This window comes from Hyunsoonleella ulvae (assembly GCF_016827605.1).
Taxonomy (GTDB): Bacteria; Bacteroidota; Bacteroidia; order Flavobacteriales; family Flavobacteriaceae; genus Jejuia; species Jejuia ulvae.
Window position 1 is genome coordinate 108,501 of sequence record NZ_JAEPJQ010000004.1, and the last position, 18,691, is coordinate 127,191.

Sequence of the window (18,691 nt, forward strand, 5' to 3'; positions counted from 1 at the left end):
CAAGTTGTCATATTTTTACTCTTGGTATTTTTTTTGTCATTAACAGAATCGAATATAAAATTTGATTAAACTACATATATCATGACAAAAGGAAACATTAATGTATCGGTAGAAAATATCTTTCCGTTAATTAAAAAGTTCTTATACAGCGATCACGAAATATTTTTACGTGAGCTTATCAGTAATGCTACAGACGCTACTTTGAAGTTAAAACACCTAACCAATGTTGGAGAAGCCAAGGTTGAATATGGCAACCCACAAATTGAGGTTAAAATTGATAAAGACAATAAAAAATTACATATTATTGATCAAGGTTTAGGTATGACAGCCGAAGAGGTTGAGAAATACATTAACCAAGTAGCATTTTCTGGCGCTGAGGAATTCCTAGACAAATACAAAGATTCTGCTAAAGATGCTGGTATTATTGGGCATTTTGGTTTGGGATTCTACTCTGCATTTATGGTAGCAGATAAAGTTGAAATTATTACCAAATCATTCAAGGAAGAACCTGCGGCACATTGGACTTGCGATGGTTCTCCTGAATTTACTTTAGAACCTGCAGAAAAAACCGAAAGAGGTACTGAAATCATTCTTCATATTGCTGAAGACTCTACCGAATTCTTAGAAGAGTCTCGTATTCGAGATTTATTGAATAAGTATAACAAGTTTATGCCTATTCCTATTAAATTTGGAACTAAGGAAATAAACGACCCAGAGCACGAGCCAAAAACTACAAAAGATAAAGACGGTAAAGAAACTACCGAACCGCATCGCCAGATTACAGTTGATGATATTATCAACAATCCTAATCCTGCCTGGACAAAGCAGCCATCTGAATTAAAAGATGAAGATTACAGTGGTTTCTACAGAGAATTGTATCCTATGCAATTTGAAGAACCGTTATTCAACATCCATTTAAATGTAGATTATCCATTCAACTTAACAGGTATTTTATACTTCCCTAAGCTGAGCAACGATATGCAAATTCAGAAAGACAAAATTCAACTGTATCAAAACCAAGTGTTTGTTACTGATAACGTTGAGGGAATTGTTCCTGAATTTTTAACAATGCTTCGTGGTGTGATTGATTCTCCAGATATCCCGTTAAACGTATCACGTTCATATCTACAGGCTGATGGCGCAGTAAAGAAGATTTCGTCTTACATTACAAGAAAAGTTGCTGATAAGTTAAAGTCACTATTCAATAATAACCGTGAGGATTTTGAATCTAAATGGAACGATATCAAAATCGTGATTGAATATGGTATGCTTTCTGAAGAAAAATTCTTTGAAAAAGCAGATGCCTTTGCCTTATATCCAACAGTTGATGGTAAGTATTACACCTATCAAGAATTGTATAATAAGATAAAAGCAAACCAAACCGATAAAGATGATAAGCTAGTAATTCTTTACGCTTCTGATAAAGATGCACAACATAGTTATATTGAAGCTGCCAAAGCTAAAGACTATGAGGTATTGTTATTAGATTCCCCTATAGTCTCGCACTTGATACAAAAATTAGAAACAAGTAAAGAGAAGATTTCTTTTGCACGTGTAGATGGCGACCATATTGATAACTTAATCAAGAAAGACGACACCAAAATTTCTAAGTTAGATGAAGACCAAAAGAAAACTTTAGATGAGTTGTTAAAAGAGGTTATTCCTTCTGAAAAATTCATGGTACAATTAGAAGCTATGGATAGTAACGCAAACCCATTTATTATTACACAACCCGAGTTTATGCGCCGTATGAAAGAGATGCAACAAACAGGTGGTGGCGGTATGTTTGGCATGGGCAATATGCCAGAAATGTACAATTTAATTGTAAATACAAACTCTGATTTGGTTGGGGAAATACTAAATACCAAAACCAAAAAGAAACAAGAGCGTTTAATTAACCAAAGCTTAGATTTGGCAAGATTATCTCAAGGCTTATTAAAGGGAGAAGAATTAACTAACTTTATTAAGCGTAGCTACGATATGATAAAATAGTTGATGCGCTGAAGATTCAGCAACCACTATAAATTTAAAAACCACTTTGTTTACTCAAGGTGGTTTTTTCGTTAAAATAAAAACCGCATAATTTTGACAGAAAAATTAGGGATTAATTTTACGACTTTTATATTTTTGAACTTAAAACTAAACTATGAAGTATTTACCTATTTTATTTGCCTTTTTAATACTTTCATCATGCTCTAATGATGATAGTGTCAAAGATTTTAGAGAAGAAAACGATCAAGAGATTCAAGCTTTTATTGAGAGTAATAATTTAAACGCTCAAAAAAGTAGTACTGGGCTATATTATGTTATAGACAACCCTGGTACTGGAGAAAGTCCAATTCCAACAGATAGAGTTAAAGTAGTGTATAAAGGCTATTATACTAACGGAGATGTTTTTGATGAAAGTGATGCAGAGGGCTTATCTTTTAATTTACAAAATGTGATTATTGGATGGGTTGAAGGTATTTCTTATTTTAAAGAAGGTGGCAGTGGAAAATTATTAATCCCTTCTCACTTAGCTTATGGCAGTAACGACTATAGAGACATCCCTGGTGGCTCTGTTCTTATTTTTGATATAGAACTAATTTATGTGAATTATAAGACTGAAAATGAAGAACAAATTCAGGCGTACATAACAGAAAATAATATTACCACCCAAAAAACAGAAACTGGTTTACACTATGTGATACATACTGAAGGGACTGGCAATAAACCCACTACAGCAGATAATGTAACTGTAACTTACACTGGATATTTTTTAAATGAGGCTATTTTTGATGAAAGCGCAGAAGAAGTAAACTTTAATTTAAATGCTTTAATTGCAGGGTTTTCAGAAGGAATGACCCACCTAAATGAAGAAGGCAGTGCTACTTTCTATATTCCAGCACATTTAGCATATGGTAATAATGGAACTTCTGGGATACCAGGTGGTGCAGTAGTAATTTTTGATGTTGAACTCATAAAAATCAACTAAACAACACTACGTTTTTAGACTATACGTAAAACCACTTTGTTGCAACAAAGTGGTTTTTTTATTTCTTCTTTTAAACAAAATGACAAAAATCATAAAAATTAAGAGGGGAAATTTGGTCATTTGTACATGCAAATATTTGGTTTAACCATATAAATAATATACAAATGTTACAAAATCGTAGAATATATTTACCACCTCTTAGCTTAATAGGTCCCGGTGCGTTAGAAGATTTAGGAGAAGAATTAAAAACACTGCCTTATAAAAAGGCACTTTTTGTTACTGATAAAGTACTTGTTAAGTTAGGAGTAGCTGAAAAAGTACTGGATGTTATTGCATCGGCTAATATTAAAACCGTTTTATTTGATGATGTAGATCCAAACCCAACAATTAAAAATGTTAATGGTGGTTTAGAATTATTAAAAAAACACGATTGTGATTTTATACTAACCTTAGGAGGTGGATCTCCACAAGATTGCGGTAAAGCTATTGGTATTCTAGCTACAAACGGCGGAAATATTGAAGATTATGAAGGTATACATTTGTCTCAGCATGCATCCTTACCCATTATCGCCATTAATACCACAGCAGGTACTGCAAGTGAAGTTACCATAAACTATGTAATTACAGATGAGAAGCGCCATATAAAAATGGTTATGGTAGACAAAAACTGTTTGGTTAAAATAGCCGTTAACGACCCTAAATTGATGATAGGCAAACCTGCCGATTTAACAGCTGCTACAGGTATGGATGCCTTAACACATGCTATAGAAACATATATTACCAAAGGTGCTTTTGAATGGTCTGACACTCTAGCCCTAGAAGCCATTAAGCTAATTTCAGAGAGCTTAGAAAAAGCTGTGGCAGATGGCGAAGATCTTGAAGCTAGAAGTAAAATGGCCTGGGGACAATTTATTGCAGGGCAAGCATTTTCTAATGCAGGTTTGGGGTATGTACACTCCATGGCACATCAATTAGGTGGTATGTATAACTTACCACACGGAGTGGCCAATGCCATTTTACTACCACATGTAGAACAATTTAATATTCCTTCTTGTGCCCATAAACTAAAAAATGTTGCAAAAGCTATGGGAGTAGATGTTTCAGAGATGAGTGATGCAGAAGGTGCCAATGCAGCCATAACAGCAATTAAAACCTTATCAAAATCTGTTGGCATCCCTTCTGGTTTAAAAGAGCTAGGTGTTCAAGAAAAAGATTTTAAAGAAATGGCCCATAATGCTTTAGCCGATGTGTGTACAGGGGGTAACCCAAGAGATGTAACTTTACAAGATACCATTGCTATTTACAAAGCAGCTATGTAAGGCTTACTATAGAATAAAATTAGCATCAAAGAACCACTCTGAGAAAAACAGAGTGGTTCTTTTGTGTATTGTTGATTTTGCAAAAATTTTCGGCTACCTTCGTTATTGTCAGCTGTCAAACAGGTACCGTCAAGCATAAGTATTGAAAAGATATATATGCTATATAAGCTGACGGAAGTTATTTGATCTTATAATAACTAGTCAAAAAAACGGATTAAAACGCAATAAAGAGTACAACCAAAAACTTAATACAAATTAAAATGCAAACCAAACCTAACAACCTCAATACATTTAGAATCTTATACCTCATCAAAGGTATTCTAACCATGTGTTTTTCTTTATTTTTTATGCTTTACGCCGGCATGGGTTTTTTCTTTAACCAAGTTATTGAACATTCACAACAGGATACCGAACTGCCATTTAATTTTGGATGGATATTTACAATTATTGGTGGTATAGGTATTTTATTTTGTATTGTTCTCGGGATCTTAAATTTAATGGCATCAAAATATATAAAAGAACAAAAAAACTACAATTTTATTTTTGGCCTAGCCATAGTAAATTGCCTCACAGGTATTCTTGGAATCCTACTAGGAGTATTCACATTAATAGAACTAACCAAACCAGATATAAAAGCTCTTTTTAATAAATAAGTTTGGCATATTTTTTAGCTACACTTCATTTTAAAGGGCCAGTACCAATACGAAAAGTATAAAACGAGTTAAAAAATAAAAACTAAAAAACACCCCTGACATAATTCGTCACAAGCGCTCCTACTTTTGCATGTAAGTTTAATAAACAAATCAATAAAAAAATGAAACATGCAATTAACTGGTTTGAAATTCCAGTAAAAAACTACGAAAGAGCTAAACAATTTTACACCACTGTAATGGATTCTGAAATCACAGATCATCACATGCCAGAACAGAACATGAAATATGGCATGTTTGCTTATGATAATGACAATAATGGTGTTGGTGGAGGTCTTGTGGAAGGCGAAGGACAGACCCCAACTACAGATGGGCCAACAATATACCTAAACGGAGGAGATGACCTGAGTGTTTCCTTGAACAAAGTAGAAACAGCTGGTGGTAAAATAATAATGCCAAAAACCGATATTGGCGAAAATGGCTTTATGGCACAATTTATAGATACAGAAGGCAACCGCATTGCCTTGCATTCTTGGATGTAAAACGTATAGATTATCAAAAAACGAGCAGATAGTGAATTGCTAGTCAGTTCACTATCTTTGTTTCTTATGTCACAGCTATCCCGCCTTATATCAATACTCACACTTTTAAGATCTAAACGCTTACTAACTGCTAGTGAGCTTGCAAAAAAATATGAGGTTAGCGTAAGAACCATTTACAGGGATATAAGAAAGTTAGAAGACGCAGGAATCCCAATTACTACCATTGAAGGACGTGGTTATTCCCTAATGGAAGGCTATGCTGTCGCGCCTGTACAATTTACTGAGCAACAAGCCAATGCTTTAATTACTGCTCAGCACCTGATTAAGCAAACCCAGGATGCATCATTTGTTAAAGACTTTGATGAAGCCCTTACCAAAATAAAATCAGTATTCCGCACTTCCGTTCAACAAAAAAGTGAACTTCTAGAGCGAAATATCTATGTTTTTAATTCTAGTAATTATGAGGATATTTCGAGTAATGCTTTATCTGAAATTCAGTTAGCAATCACAAACTTTAACTATGTAGAAATAAATTACAAAAAAGCAGAGGCTACTGAAGTATCATTTAGAAAGATTGAACCTTATGCCCTATACGCTACAAACCATAAATGGATACTGATAGCATGGTGCTACTTGAGAAATGACTATCGTGCTTTTAGAATAGACAGAATTCAAAATTTTAAAATTCTAAATGATACTTTTGAAGATAGAAAGTTTGATTTATTGACTTATTTTCGATCTTGCCCGTATGAGGACAAATAGTATTTAACGCTGGGCGTTATGATTAAAAAGAAAATCTCTTAGCTTATCTAATGCAACAACCTATACAGTTGGTAAGCCTTAAAGTATCAATCCAGGATATATAGGTATTGATAGTGAGAACAACTTGTTTCAATTACTTTCCAAAATCTATTTTATCAAAGATTGAACGTATTTTTATCAGCTAAGATAATGTCATAGAAAAAATAACGGTAGTCTTTGGAGAGTTGAACATATTCCTTTTGGCATTATAAATACTTTAAATAACAAGAATTCCGTTGTAGAATACATATATTAGCAAAAATCGAGACATTCTTTTTCATACATAATATATAGTATATGAATTTTACAAACCCATTAGTCTATGGGATTCCTTGTTTTCTGGGATTAATATTAGTTGAACTCACATATAGCAAAACTCACGACCATAAAAATCTTTACAACTGGAAGGATCTAGCATCTAGTCTTACCATGGGCATTGGTTCTGTAGTCTTAGCGCCTTTAATCAAGACCATCTCAGCAATTATTATTTTTAATTATTTGTATGAGTTGTTTAATCCTATGGTTGATGGTGTTAGAACCAACATCATGGGATGGAAGTCTTTCGGCTATACATGGCCCGTTTGGTTAGCATGCCAATTTTTAGATGACTTCACGTATTATTGGTTTCATCGTCAAAACCATATGATTCGTTTTTTATGGGCTGCACATATTGTACACCATTCTTCAGAAAATTATAATCTTGGCACCGCAGTTAGAAACGGTTGGTTTACTATTTTATATAAACCCTTGTTTTATATGTGGTTACCAGCTATTGGTTTTCCTCCAGAAATGGTAATTGTGTGTTTAGGTATTGAAGCTCTTTGGCAATTTCAGCTACACACAGCTTATATTCCTAAAATGGGGATAGTTGAAAAAATATTCAATACGCATACCATGCATCAAGTGCATCACGCTAAAAACATAGAATATATGGATAAAAACCATGGCGGGTTTTTAAATATTTTTGATAAACTATTTGGCACCTGGAAAGCATTGGATGATGATATAGAGATTTCTTACGGTGTTACTAAACCGCCAAACTCTTATAACCCATTGGTAATTTTAACACATGAGTACAAAGATATTTGGAACGATATGAAAAAAAGTTCTAATCCTTATCATAAATTCATGTATGCCTTTGGCCCTCCAGGTTGGAGCCACGACGGGAGCACTTTAACTATAAAACAAATGAGAGCGGCAGCTGCTAAACAAAAATCCGACTAATGTATTTTATATGAGTACAGTTCAAAAAATTATTAATCAATTAAAACTTCAACCACATCCCGAAGGCGGTTATTTCAAGGAAACCTACAGGAGCGCTGGTATTATAAAACAGGAACATTTGAGTTCTAAATTTAAGGGAGATAGAAATTATTGCACGGGCATCTATTTTTTATTGACATCAGACTCCTTCTCTGCATTCCATAAAATCAATCAAGATGAAATGTGGCATTTTTACAAAGGACAATCTCTAACCTTACATATAATTTCGCCTGAAGGCACCTACTCAAAAGTAACAATCGGAAACAATTTAGAGCAAAACGAAGTCCCTCAATTTACAGTTCCTGCAGCGCATTGGTTTGCCGCAGAAGTTACACATAGCAATAGCTTTTCACTCGTTGGCTGTACCGTTGCTCCTGGTTTTGATTTTCAGGATTTTGAAATGCCTAAAAGAGACCTATTATTATCCCTGTTTCCACAACATTCAAAAATCATTACACAACTTACACGCTTAACATAAAACCGCTATATTTTAAGTAGCAACTGCGGATCAGGACAATTTTCCATATAAAAATCTACGTCTTGTTTTGCACAAACTCCCGGATAATCCCCAAAATTGCCTTGCATATCCCTAATAATTTGAAAATGTAAATGCGGCGGATAGTTCCCATTTATGTAGGCATTACCCAAAGTGCCGATTTGTGCACCTTGTAAAAAGGATTGTCCAACTTTTAGAGATACTATAGATTTTAAACTTAAATGTCCATACAGCGTATAAAAACCCACACCGTTAATGTGATGCTCTAAGATTAATGCTGGCCCATAATCACCTAGACCTTTGTTGTTTTTAAAACTATGTACAATGCCGTCTAAAGGTGTAAAAATTGGGGTTTCTGCATCGCACCATACATCTATACCTAAATGAATATTTCGTTTTTCTGCATCAGTACCAAAATGACGACTTCTGCCATAAATGCTACGAACTTCAGTATACCCACCATAAGCTACTGTAGCATTATGCTTTTTTAAATAAACATTGATGTATTTTGAAAATATTAATGATGATGATGTATCTATAGCTTTTAACTCAGCATTACCTTCTGATAAATCTATAGCAGTATATTGTTCTTTAGGTATGGAAGCATCTAATACGTGAAGTGGTTGAGAGGAGATGCTTTTAAGGAAATCATTAAATTCACTCGAGGTCATTTTATTCAAAATTTCCTCAAAGTTAAGGCATCTACTCCATAATTACCTTACTGTATTTTGCATTTACTGTAACCGTTTTATTACTATCTGGCTTACTCATTGAAAAAGAACTCATTCCATTTTTATTATCAGTAGTACTATTGGGATGCGCTAAATAAGAATGTGTTCCTTTATAATGCATATTATAATTTACGTCTGGCATCACGATGTAAGCCTTATTGTTCTGTAAAATGAAGTTTAAATTGGTAAAGGTATCTGCCACACTAAGGATTTTCACGTCTCCTATATTACTATCAATAATGGCACTGCTTACCACATTATTTATCTTAATATTAGATGAGTTACAGTTTAACACTAAATGCTTTACCGTCTTTAGTTGCGCCTCTTTTACGTGGTTTAAATTTAGTTCTCCTAAATTCCAATTACTAACATATACCGGTGCATAAGCAGCATTAATGGAAGTGTTACTTCCATTAATGCCTTCTGCTTTAAATATAGTATGCGATAAATCTGCTTGTACATCGTCTAAAACCGAAGCAAATTCCAATTCTCCATGTCTCACATTCACTTTGAGCTTTGCCTTTTTTGGCATTTTAATGATAATGGTCTTTTTAATATGCGAATGCCTACTTTTACTTCTTAACCTCTCTACTATTACAGCTCTTTCTCTAGCTTGCTCTTCACGTCTTTCTGCGACCCTTTGTCTTGACTCTGCTTGTCGTTCCTGTTGTTCCGCCATACGCTCAGCTTGTTTTTCTATCTGTTCAGCTTGTCGCTCCATTTGAGCTGCAAAACGCTCTCCCCAAGCTTCCATTTTTTCAGCAAACTTTTCTCCCCATTCTTCACCAAATTGTTCTCCCCAGGCTTCCATTTCCTTACCATACTTCTCACTCCATGCTTCTCCAAACTTTTCGCCCCAGGCTTCCATCTTCTTAGCATAGTCATCGCCATACTTGGATTCAAATTTTTTAGACCACTTCTCTAAATACTTATCACCATCTTTTTTATAAGCTTCATAATCAAAAGCTACTGCCCCAACACCTTCTGGCAACTCTGGTAATTCTGGCATTTCAGGTAACTCAGGTATCTCTGGAAGCGCAATAACATGCATGTCTTCAAAATTAAAGTCAAAATCCATTTCTGGTATATCGGCCAGCTCAAACTTTAAACTAGCTAGTGCGCGTTTTACCTCATCAGAATAATCTCCTTTTACCTTATAACTGTAAGCACTTTTTAATTGAGAGCCTTTAGTGTTAATTGTCACTAAATCAGTACTTCCTTTAACTTCAATACCCCAGCCTTTTGCTACTTGCTCTAATTCTGTTTTAGAGAGTTCATCACTTTCAACAAAAGCTTCTATGCTTACTTCGTTTTTATTCCAAGTATCAAACACAATATTACAATGGCTTGTATTTAAATCTATGGTAACATTTTTATCAGCTTTTATACTTTGCGATACTTTGGTTACTTTTTCTTGTGCTCCAAGTGTTGCTATTGTTAAACAACTCAACACTAGTAATTTTAATTTTATAATTGTTCTGTTCATTTTTTGATGTTTTACGTAGATTGTTTTACCTCGGCTGATGTATCCGAAGCATTTATAGTTTGTATTTGTTCCTTTAAACGATACAATAAATCTAAACGAAACCTTAAGTTATCTATTAATGCATTTATGGTTAACTCTGAAGTGTTTTCATTCAACTCTAAAGAGAGCATTTTATATTCTTTATTTAAAGCTTCTAATTGCTCCAAGTAACCATCAAAAACAGCTTTGGTTTCGGGAGTTGGCTTTATTTTAGACAATTCTAAGTTAATACTCGCCAAATAATAGTCCTCTACCTTTTTCAACTCAGGAGATACAGCACCTAAACCTAAAGTTTCAGTTTTAGCAACTTCTACTGGTTGTACTTGTTCCCCACCTTGTTGAGTATTTATAAACTTAAAAGCACCAAAACTTAACCCAAGTAGTAATACCACACTAGCAGCTATACCAAACCAACTAAATTTTGATGGTTTTTGTGCTACTTCTGGAAAAGCTATTTCTAGTTTATCTAAAAAACGTGCTTCATGATTTTTTGGCATTTCTTCATGCTGCAACTGTTCTTTTTTAAATAAATCCCTAATATCCTGTGCCATTTTCTTCCGTTTTTAATAGTTCTTGTAATTTCACTTTACCTCTCGATAATTGGGTACGTGATGCCACTTCTGAAATTTTTAAAATTTCTGATATTTCTTGATGGTCGTACCCTTCAATTAAATACAGCATTACTACATATTGATATTTTTCAGGCAGTTGATGAATTGCCTTTTTAACATCGTTTACTGTAACAGTATCGTCTACCAACCATTTGTCGTTCGCATTTGTATCAACAACTTTAAGGTGCACCTCTTCTAGTTCCACTAACTGTTGTTTTTTTGATTTTAGAAAGTCAATACTCTTGTTCACAACAATGCGTTTTAACCAAGCCCCAAAAGTTACTTCAGCCTTATATTGATGTAGTTTGGTAAACGCTTTAATAAACGCCTCTTGCACTACATCTTCAGCATCATGTGCATCTTTCAAGAATCGCTTCGCCACAATATACATACCATTGCAGTATTGGTTGTACAACTGCATTTGTGCCTTGCGATCGTTTTGTTTACATTTTTCAATAATGTCAACTTGAAACATGCTTGTAATTTTGGTTTCTACCAAATGGATCTTAAAATGATTGATACTAAATTTGAATTATTTTATCTTCAAGCTTAAAGGAGCATTTCAACATAGATTTAACTATGGTTACATTTTGTCTTAAAGCATAAAGTGAACTGAAACAAATTTAATCCATTATTTTAAAGTTCATCTGGCATCCTAGTTAGTTCATTTATAAAGACGATTGAAAAAAATGAGTGTTGCAAAAAATGTTGCTTTTAATAAAAAAATGTACAGAATAACATTTCAATACAACTTAAAAAGAAAGAATAAACTTTCTTTTTTAGGTATATTTATGCATTTAAACCTTATTTATTGGTATTTCATGGATTAGTTTGCTATTTTGGCACCACAATTGAATAGGTAACCAAAACCTTAAAACTTAAGCCCTATGAAAAAAATATTACTTACAGTATTGGTATTTGCTTTTCTATTGTCTTGCAGTACACGCAGACAAATGGAAAAAACTATAAGTTATGGGAACTACGACCGTGCTATAAACGATGCCATAGGAAAACTAAAAATAAACAAAGACCGAAGAGGAAAAGCCGATATCATTATGCTTTTAGAGGAAGCTTATGTTAAGGCTACAGCTAGAGATTTAGAAAACATTAGTTTTTTAAAGAAAGATAACAATCCAGAAAGCTACCTGCGTATTTTTGATGCTTATACAAGTTTAGATAACAGACAAGAGGCCATAAAACCTTTATTGCCTTTATACATTAAAGGTAACGAAGTACGATTTGATTTTAACGATTACAGTAATGAGATTATTACCTACAGGAACAGTGCATCGTTACAATTATACAATAACGCACAAGGGTTATTAAATTCTAAGAATAAGTTTGATATTAGAGCTGCTTACAATCAACTTAGGGAAATAGAAGACATTAACCCAAATTACAAAGACACGCGTGAGTTGATGAACATAGCACACCAAAGAGGTACCGATTTTGTACTTGTGGATATGATTAACGATTCTGGAAAAATTATTCCTGCTCGTTTAGAAAACGATTTATTAAACTTTAGCAGTTATGGTTTAAACAATTTCTGGTTACAATTTCATAGCACGCCAGAGGAAAAGGTTAATTATGATTTTAACATGAAAGTTAACCTAAGAGACATTAACATTTCCCCAGAGCAAATTAGAGAACGCCAAATCATCAAGGAAAAACAAATTGCTGATGGCAAAGAAGATTTAATTGAAAACGGAAAAGTGGTAAAAGATAGTTTAGGTAATGCCATTAAAGTAGACCGTTTGAAAACTGTACGTTGCGAATATTACGAATTCACACAGTTTAAAGCTTCACAAATTACAGGAAATGTAGAGTATTATAATTTAAGCAACAACCAATTGGTAGATGCTTTCCCCATAAGCAGTGAATTTATTTTCGAACATATTTACGCTACTTCCAGAGGCGATAGAAGAGCTTTAGATACGAACCTAATTCCATTTTTAGAGCTACGCGCAGTACCCTTCCCTACTGAAGAACAAATGATTTTTGATACAGGCGAGGATTTAAAAATGCAATTGAAACAGATTATTAATTCTTATTCCTCTGATATTGCAGGTATTTAGAAAAGCAAAAAACTCCCAAATAATATTTGGGAGTTTTTTTATTTTTTGGGGATAGGTTTATTGGCAGTAGTTGGTTTTATCCATTCAAGCGATTCATCCATTATGATTATATTTTTATTGCTACCATTTAATTGTTTAGCTATAAAAGAAAGAATTATTTTTGTTTTAAGCTCGTGTCCTTTGACTTTATCATAATTGGGAGCACTCATCATTGGAATCATATAGGGAATATCTGTAAAATCCAGATGATTCGCATTTTTAAACCTTGCCCAATATTTTTCATCACGATTATTATTAAACAATTTCTGAACAGCTTTTAATTCATACTTTTTAACACCTTTGTAAAAACTAGGTGATACTTGTAATTTTTTTAATTCTTCCTCCGATAAATCCGGTGAAAAAGAGCTAAAATATAAAAGGGGCAGTGAAAAATTAGAAGTTATCTTTAAGTCAATTGGTCCATCCATGTTTATAACTGCTTTGACATTTTTAATTTCTAAAGCACCAGAACAAGCAGTAGCACCACCTAATGAATGTCCAATTAACACAATATTATCAAAATCAATTTGGTTGGGGTAAGCTAATTTTAATTCATGAATAATATCCTTATAATGTGAAACTTGATTAGGGACTGCTTTTTTTATTAGTTGGTTAATTAGTGTCTTTTGTGCTTCTATTTCTACTTTTTTAGCTTCATTTATATCAAGTCCGTATTGTTTAAAACTAAATTTGTGATTAACTGCTGCAACGACATATCCTTGACTTACCAATTCTTCTATTAGTGCCGTGTTGTCTACTTCTGTGCTGCTTGCACCGTGAGAGTACAATATTAATGGCTTTTTATTTTCAGTTTTAATTGTTTTGTTATCAGGAAATGCATTTGTTTTAACAAGTTTTAAGTGGCTAAAAATAAATCCAGGCATTCCCATTAGTCCATCTAAATCGTTTGATGGACTTTGATGGTAATTGCTTTTTAAAGAATTTAAATCTTGTTTAGTGGGCAACCAAATTTTATACTCCAAACCACTCTGGGTTGTTTGATTTAGTGTAACAATAGTAAATATTCCATTTGTTTTAGGTAATGAAAATATTGGAATTAAGTAAGAAAGTGTATGTGATACTACTATACCTAAAACGCAAAAGAAAAATACTATCCATTTTACAATTTTATTTTTAACTTTAAGTTTAAAGAGTAATGCCAATATTGTGCAAAAAAGTATAAGATAAATTAAGCTCATTTGCCATCTCATACCTTCATAGAAAAAGTGAATTAAAAAAAATATACCAGTGATACTTGGTAGTATGTACTTTAATAGTTTGATTTTTATAATTGAAAACGATTGTAGTACTAGGATAAAGGAAATTACTGCTAGTAATATTTCAAATAATCTCATTTATAAACTTATGTTAATATGTTGTTTTTAATTACTGCCAACGGTTAGATATGGTAGCGTTTTAATGAACTATACGTTTGATAAACGAAGTTCGTATTTTCCTATTATAAAAACTACATATACTTACAAGTAGTTATAAGATACTTTTACACATAAAATTACAGGTATCCGAGTTTACTTTCTAGATGAAGCTTTTGAGAAAGAAGATTAGGGGTTACTAATTGATGGTTTTATCTCATCCAATATTTTAACCCATATAGTGTCTTTAAATTTTTCTTTAAAAATGCCAAAGTGACCAATTGTATTAACTTTAAAATCTATTGGTTTTAGGTGTATTGATTTCTTTTTTGCATTTTTATATTGACTTGTCATCCACTTAACCGCACTTAACGGGGCAAACTTATCATCTTCAATACTAAATGCTGTTACTTCTGCACTTATGCTATCGTAGTACTTTTGATGTATTGACGTGTCACTTAAAATATAATCTTTATTTTTACCCCAAGTACTCCATTGTTTGGCTACATGTTTTGGAAGGTTTTCCATCCCACTAATTTTTTTGGACTTTAAATATCCAAATGTGTTTAGAAAAATAGGAAAAAGCAGGTGCCAACTACACCACATTTTTATTCTCCCAATGCCACTCCAATATTTCCAATAGCCAGATTGTGCTGCGACTAATACTATTTTATCAAGCTGCATTGAGGCCTTAGAAAGCCCAATAAGTTGACCACCTATGCTGTGCCCTAGAACTATTTTCTTTGATTTTGGGTATTTCGTAATTGTATATTGTATGATACTTTCCAAATCACATATACCCCAATCTGCTGCATTATTAATGTATTTTTTTATTGGTTTTTTTAAGGATCTCCCAATCCCAGTATAATCAAATGTGAGAACCGAAATCCCGTTGTTAGCTATAAATTGAGCAAACTTTTGATAATATTCTTGCTTAACACCTGTAGCCGAGGCAATAATCAGGATTGTATCATTGCGAACACCTTCAAAAAAAGTTGCTGATAAAATTTCAGAATTAGATTTTATTTCAATTTTTTTCATTTGACGGTAGTAGTCTGGAATCTTCTAATGCAGCAGTTCGGTGTCCTGCATTTTTTAGATAATCTGGGTTTTGTGCAAATTCTATAAATTTCAAAACTGATTCGTGTTCAACCAATACAACAGCATCCCATTTTTCATTGTCAGGTCCAATTAGAAAATTTTGGCTCATTCCAAAATAGATAATCCTAGACCCTGCTTTCTCTAATTCAGGTAATGTACTGTCCATATACAATTGATAAGCTTTTTCTCCACTGATTTCGTTAGAAGGTTTTATTTCTTCCAAATTTGTATAGTCAGCGGTTGCTTTAAATTTCAATAAGTTCAACATCACAATCTTTCCTTTGTCGTTGAACTTTTGATAAAATTCTTTTCCTGCTTCAAGAGTTGCATCGATATGTTTAGTCATTCTTCTCCTATTTTAAGTTTTTTTAAATTACATTTAACGAGTTCTTCTATGGTTAGCTAGAATCCCGAAAAGAGTACTACGCAAGATACTAATTGTTGCGTTCTGTATTCCTGTTTTCAAATATCGATATCAATTATTTCCCCAAACCTTCCATTATAACGGCATTAAACTCTCCTGATGTATGCCTCAATGCTTTCAATTTTTTATAATCTTCACAATCGTACCATTTATTTGCCTGTTCTAAACTAGGGAATTTAATTATTACCAAAGATTGAGGCTCCCATTGGCCTTCTAGAGTTTTTGGCTTTCCTGCAACAATGTATTTTCCACCAAATTTCTCTACAATAGTGGACACACTTTTCTTATACGTATTAAATTTTACAGAATCTGTAATTTTTACATTTTCGAATAAACAATACACAGGTTTTGATGTATTTGAGGTGCATGAAGCTGACATCATAATAGTACTTGTAACTAATATCACGAATAGGAAATGAAAAAAAGTTCTAATTTTCATAAAATATAGTTTTTGATTACCCCTACCCTATTTATCATTCAAAACTTGTTCAAATTGATGGACTTTATCAATCAATTCTTGTTTTAATTCGATATTCGTAATTTGATTTTCTAAAAAGTTCTCATAAAAGTTGGGCAAAGAAAAACCCGCAACTACATTCCCCCCTAAAAAAGGAAAATAGGTTTTGGCAGATTCTAAAACAATGGTTCCACCTCTAGCACCTGGAGAAGTTGCTAAAAGTAATATGGGTTTATCTTTCCATACTTTAATATCAATTCTGGACATCCAGTCTAGGGTGTTTTTAAAAGCAACCGTATAAGAACCATTATGCTCTGCTAATGCTATAACTAACCCATCTACACTTTCTATTTGTTTACTTAGTTTTACTGCATTCTCAGGAATTCCATATTCTGTTTCATAATCAATTCCATAAAGAGGTAATTCGAAATCATTTAAATCTATAATGCTTACCTCAGCATTTTCAATTTTGTTAGCCGCATAAATGGCCAATGTCTTATTTATAGAGTTTTTACTATTACTTCCTCCTAAGGCTATTATTTTTTTCATCCTATTTATTGTTTAAGTATTTTAAAATTTGATTATCTACTGAAAGTTTACCTGCACCATTTATTACCGCAGTAATTGCTAATCCAATAATTAGTAGCGAGTATTCATAACCTTCTCCTTTTTGGACTCCAAACCAATTCATAAAAAAACCATGCTCAAATTGTGCTGTAAAAATGATGCCTGTAAACAGAAATACGATGGCAAGTGACCAAACTCTGGTAGCACAACCTAGGATTAAGAAAATTGCTCCAAAAAACTCTATTACAATAACCAAAAAGGCTATGATTGATGGAAGTTGCATTTGATTGGTTAAAGCATCCATAGTTGCGGTATATCCATACCCGCCAAATAGCCCCAACATTTTTTGTGCACCATGAGGAAATAAGACTAAACCTAGTGTTAAACGAGCAATTAATTGCCCCCAATTTTCATTTGTTTTTAAAATTTTACGTATCATTTTTATGTTTATTTGTTAATAAATATTTTTCTAACAAAAAGCCCTATCGAGGTTTTTGTAATTGGTGTTTTGCCGTATTGGTCAAAATCAACAGCTAAACCGAATTGTGTTGACTTATAGGAAAGTCCAGTTCTTACTTGCTGAAAACTTCTAGAGTGAGTCAAAAATTTATCCCAGTGAGTAAGCATTAGAGCACTCAATAATGCGTTCCAATCGTTTTTTAAAGGTTGAAGAAATTGCATTTGGAGAAATAACTCTCCGTTAATAAAATTAGTTAACTCCATATGAGCAATAGAAGGAATAGCAGCCATGGAAAATCGTTTTGTTTTTATAGAAAAGAATACAGAGATTCTTTCAGAAAAACCTGCAACACTATTATAATATAGAGAAGGGCCTATTAGTATAGATTTACTAAAATTCCATAGTGCAGTTGTTTGCACACCCAGCTCATCAAAAACTTCATTTTCTTTTTCATGATATTTTTGAAAAAAAGCCAAAGTTGCTATAGAAAACGTTTTCTTATCGTCTATTGATCGAATTGAAAAAGAAGTAAAATCGGTTTTCGCAATTCCAGAAGCAAATTCTAATTGTGTGATTTGAGCGCATATCTTTTGACCAAAAACCAAAAGAAAGAGCATTAAAATAGCATTTGTTTTTTTCATACTACAAAGAACATGCTACTTGTAGTAGAGAAAAATAATGTACATTAAGAAATTACATTGAGGCCATTTTTTTTCGCAATACACTCAAAAATTCTGGAGTAACCCCTAAGTATGCAGCAATGTTTTTTTGAGAAATTCGATGAATTAATGTGGGATATTTTTTGATGAAATTGCGATAACGTTCTTCTGCGTTTAATGAAATATTCTGATCAGATTGTTGGATGTACGACACCAATGACCTTTGGTATAAGATTCTATAAAAACGCTCAAATTTTGGTATTTTTTCAAATAGTAAATCAAAATTTTCTTTTGACATTAATAGCACTTCAGAATCTTCAAGTGCCTGTATGAAATAATTCCCTGGTTTTTGAGTTAAGAAACTTGCCATATCTCCAGACCACCAGTCCTTAATGGCAAACATAGAAATATGTTCTGAGCCACTATCGTCTATTTTATAGATTTTTAAACAGCCTTTGGTGGTAAAATAATCGTACCGTGCAATTTCTCCTTGTCTAAGTAAAAATTCCTTTTTTTTAAGCTTTCTTTCTGTTAATAGAGAAACATATAATTCCTCTTCCTCTTGATTTAAATCTATAAACCGACTAATGTTTTTTAATATTAATTCGTAGTTCATTACTGATT

The 18,691-nt window shown here is 33.0% G+C and carries 21 protein-coding genes; 9 read left to right on the forward strand and 12 right to left on the reverse strand.

Annotated elements, in window-relative coordinates; all coding sequences use genetic code 11:
• Nucleotides 1-81 precede the first annotated feature (81 nt).
• From htpG to JS605_RS11740, 8 genes are all read left to right on the forward strand, one after another.
• A complete protein-coding gene (gene htpG / locus JS605_RS11705) occupies nt 82-1,992 on the forward strand; it encodes a molecular chaperone HtpG (protein WP_203257913.1) in 1,911 nt (636 codons plus the stop codon).
• Nucleotides 1,993-2,146: 154 nt separating this feature from the next.
• On the forward strand, nt 2,147-2,974 hold the full coding sequence (locus JS605_RS17695) for an FKBP-type peptidyl-prolyl cis-trans isomerase (RefSeq protein WP_203257914.1): 828 nt from the start codon (nt 2,147-2,149) through the stop codon (nt 2,972-2,974).
• A gap of 164 nt (nt 2,975-3,138) precedes the next feature.
• Nucleotides 3,139-4,293 (forward strand): iron-containing alcohol dehydrogenase, encoded by a 1,155-nt coding sequence (locus JS605_RS11715; protein ID WP_203257915.1) that lies wholly within the window; start codon nt 3,139-3,141, stop codon nt 4,291-4,293.
• A gap of 260 nt (nt 4,294-4,553) precedes the next feature.
• Nucleotides 4,554-4,946 (forward strand): hypothetical protein, encoded by a 393-nt coding sequence (locus tag JS605_RS11720; RefSeq protein WP_203257916.1) that lies wholly within the window; start codon nt 4,554-4,556, stop codon nt 4,944-4,946.
• 161 nt (nt 4,947-5,107) lie between these two features.
• Complete coding sequence (locus JS605_RS11725) at nt 5,108-5,485, forward strand: VOC family protein (RefSeq protein WP_203257917.1); 378 nt, start codon at nt 5,108-5,110, stop codon at nt 5,483-5,485.
• 66 nt (nt 5,486-5,551) lie between these two features.
• Nucleotides 5,552-6,247 carry a helix-turn-helix transcriptional regulator gene (locus tag JS605_RS11730; RefSeq protein WP_203257918.1) on the forward strand — a complete coding sequence of 232 codons (696 nt, stop codon included), beginning with the start codon at nt 5,552-5,554 and terminating at the stop codon, nt 6,245-6,247.
• Nucleotides 6,248-6,583: 336 nt separating this feature from the next.
• Entirely contained in the window at nt 6,584-7,510 is a 927-nt protein-coding gene (locus tag JS605_RS11735) for a sterol desaturase family protein (RefSeq protein ID WP_203257919.1), read from the forward strand.
• Between the two features lie 10 nt (nt 7,511-7,520).
• Nucleotides 7,521-8,027 (forward strand): cupin domain-containing protein, encoded by a 507-nt coding sequence (locus tag JS605_RS11740; RefSeq protein ID WP_203257920.1) that lies wholly within the window; start codon nt 7,521-7,523, stop codon nt 8,025-8,027.
• A gap of 5 nt (nt 8,028-8,032) precedes the next feature.
• On the opposite strand, the gene JS605_RS11745 is transcribed toward JS605_RS11740, so the two are convergent.
• From JS605_RS11745 to JS605_RS11760, 4 genes are read right to left on the reverse strand one after another with little or no spacing between them, the layout of a single operon-like run.
• Complete coding sequence (locus tag JS605_RS11745; protein ID WP_203257921.1) at nt 8,033-8,716, reverse strand: peptidoglycan DD-metalloendopeptidase family protein; 684 nt, start codon at nt 8,714-8,716, stop codon at nt 8,033-8,035.
• Nucleotides 8,717-8,747: 31 nt separating this feature from the next.
• Nucleotides 8,748-10,262, reverse strand: coding sequence for a YggN family protein (locus JS605_RS11750; RefSeq protein WP_203257922.1), 1,515 nt, complete (start codon nt 10,260-10,262; stop codon nt 8,748-8,750).
• An 11-nt stretch (nt 10,263-10,273) separates the two neighbouring features.
• Nucleotides 10,274-10,852 carry a hypothetical protein gene (locus JS605_RS11755; RefSeq protein ID WP_203257923.1) on the reverse strand — a complete coding sequence of 193 codons (579 nt, stop codon included), beginning with the start codon at nt 10,850-10,852 and terminating at the stop codon, nt 10,274-10,276.
• Nucleotides 10,836-11,387 carry an RNA polymerase sigma factor gene (locus tag JS605_RS11760; RefSeq protein WP_203257924.1) on the reverse strand — a complete coding sequence of 184 codons (552 nt, stop codon included), beginning with the start codon at nt 11,385-11,387 and terminating at the stop codon, nt 10,836-10,838. Before JS605_RS11760 ends, JS605_RS11755 begins: the two co-directional genes overlap by 17 nt.
• Nucleotides 11,388-11,799: 412 nt before the next feature.
• Between JS605_RS11760 and JS605_RS11765 the strand changes: the two genes are divergently transcribed.
• Nucleotides 11,800-12,987, forward strand: a complete 1,188-nt coding sequence (locus JS605_RS11765; protein WP_203257925.1) for a hypothetical protein — start codon at nt 11,800-11,802, stop codon at nt 12,985-12,987.
• A 38-nt stretch (nt 12,988-13,025) separates the two neighbouring features.
• Here the strand turns inward: JS605_RS11765 and JS605_RS11770 are convergent, their stop codons facing one another.
• From JS605_RS11770 to JS605_RS11805, 8 genes are all read right to left on the reverse strand, one after another.
• Nucleotides 13,026-14,381, reverse strand: a complete 1,356-nt coding sequence (locus JS605_RS11770) for an alpha/beta hydrolase (protein WP_203257926.1) — start codon at nt 14,379-14,381, stop codon at nt 13,026-13,028.
• A 207-nt stretch (nt 14,382-14,588) separates the two neighbouring features.
• Nucleotides 14,589-15,440, reverse strand: coding sequence for an alpha/beta hydrolase family protein (locus JS605_RS11775; RefSeq protein WP_203257927.1), 852 nt, complete (start codon nt 15,438-15,440; stop codon nt 14,589-14,591).
• Nucleotides 15,427-15,846 carry a DUF1330 domain-containing protein gene (locus tag JS605_RS11780; protein WP_203257928.1) on the reverse strand — a complete coding sequence of 140 codons (420 nt, stop codon included), beginning with the start codon at nt 15,844-15,846 and terminating at the stop codon, nt 15,427-15,429. Before JS605_RS11780 ends, JS605_RS11775 begins: the two co-directional genes overlap by 14 nt.
• Nucleotides 15,847-15,979: 133 nt before the next feature.
• Complete coding sequence (locus JS605_RS11785) at nt 15,980-16,363, reverse strand: DUF1330 domain-containing protein (protein ID WP_203257929.1); 384 nt, start codon at nt 16,361-16,363, stop codon at nt 15,980-15,982.
• A 27-nt stretch (nt 16,364-16,390) separates the two neighbouring features.
• Entirely contained in the window at nt 16,391-16,930 is a 540-nt protein-coding gene (locus JS605_RS11790) for an NADPH-dependent FMN reductase (protein WP_203257930.1), read from the reverse strand.
• 1 nt (nt 16,931) lies between these two features.
• Nucleotides 16,932-17,387, reverse strand: coding sequence for a DoxX family protein (locus JS605_RS11795; protein WP_203257931.1), 456 nt, complete (start codon nt 17,385-17,387; stop codon nt 16,932-16,934).
• Nucleotides 17,388-17,395: 8 nt separating this feature from the next.
• A complete protein-coding gene (locus tag JS605_RS11800; RefSeq protein ID WP_203257932.1) occupies nt 17,396-18,049 on the reverse strand; it encodes a hypothetical protein in 654 nt (217 codons plus the stop codon).
• Nucleotides 18,050-18,101: 52 nt separating this feature from the next.
• Nucleotides 18,102-18,683 carry a Crp/Fnr family transcriptional regulator gene (locus tag JS605_RS11805; RefSeq protein ID WP_203257933.1) on the reverse strand — a complete coding sequence of 194 codons (582 nt, stop codon included), beginning with the start codon at nt 18,681-18,683 and terminating at the stop codon, nt 18,102-18,104.
• Between the last annotated feature and the right edge of the window lie 8 nt (nt 18,684-18,691).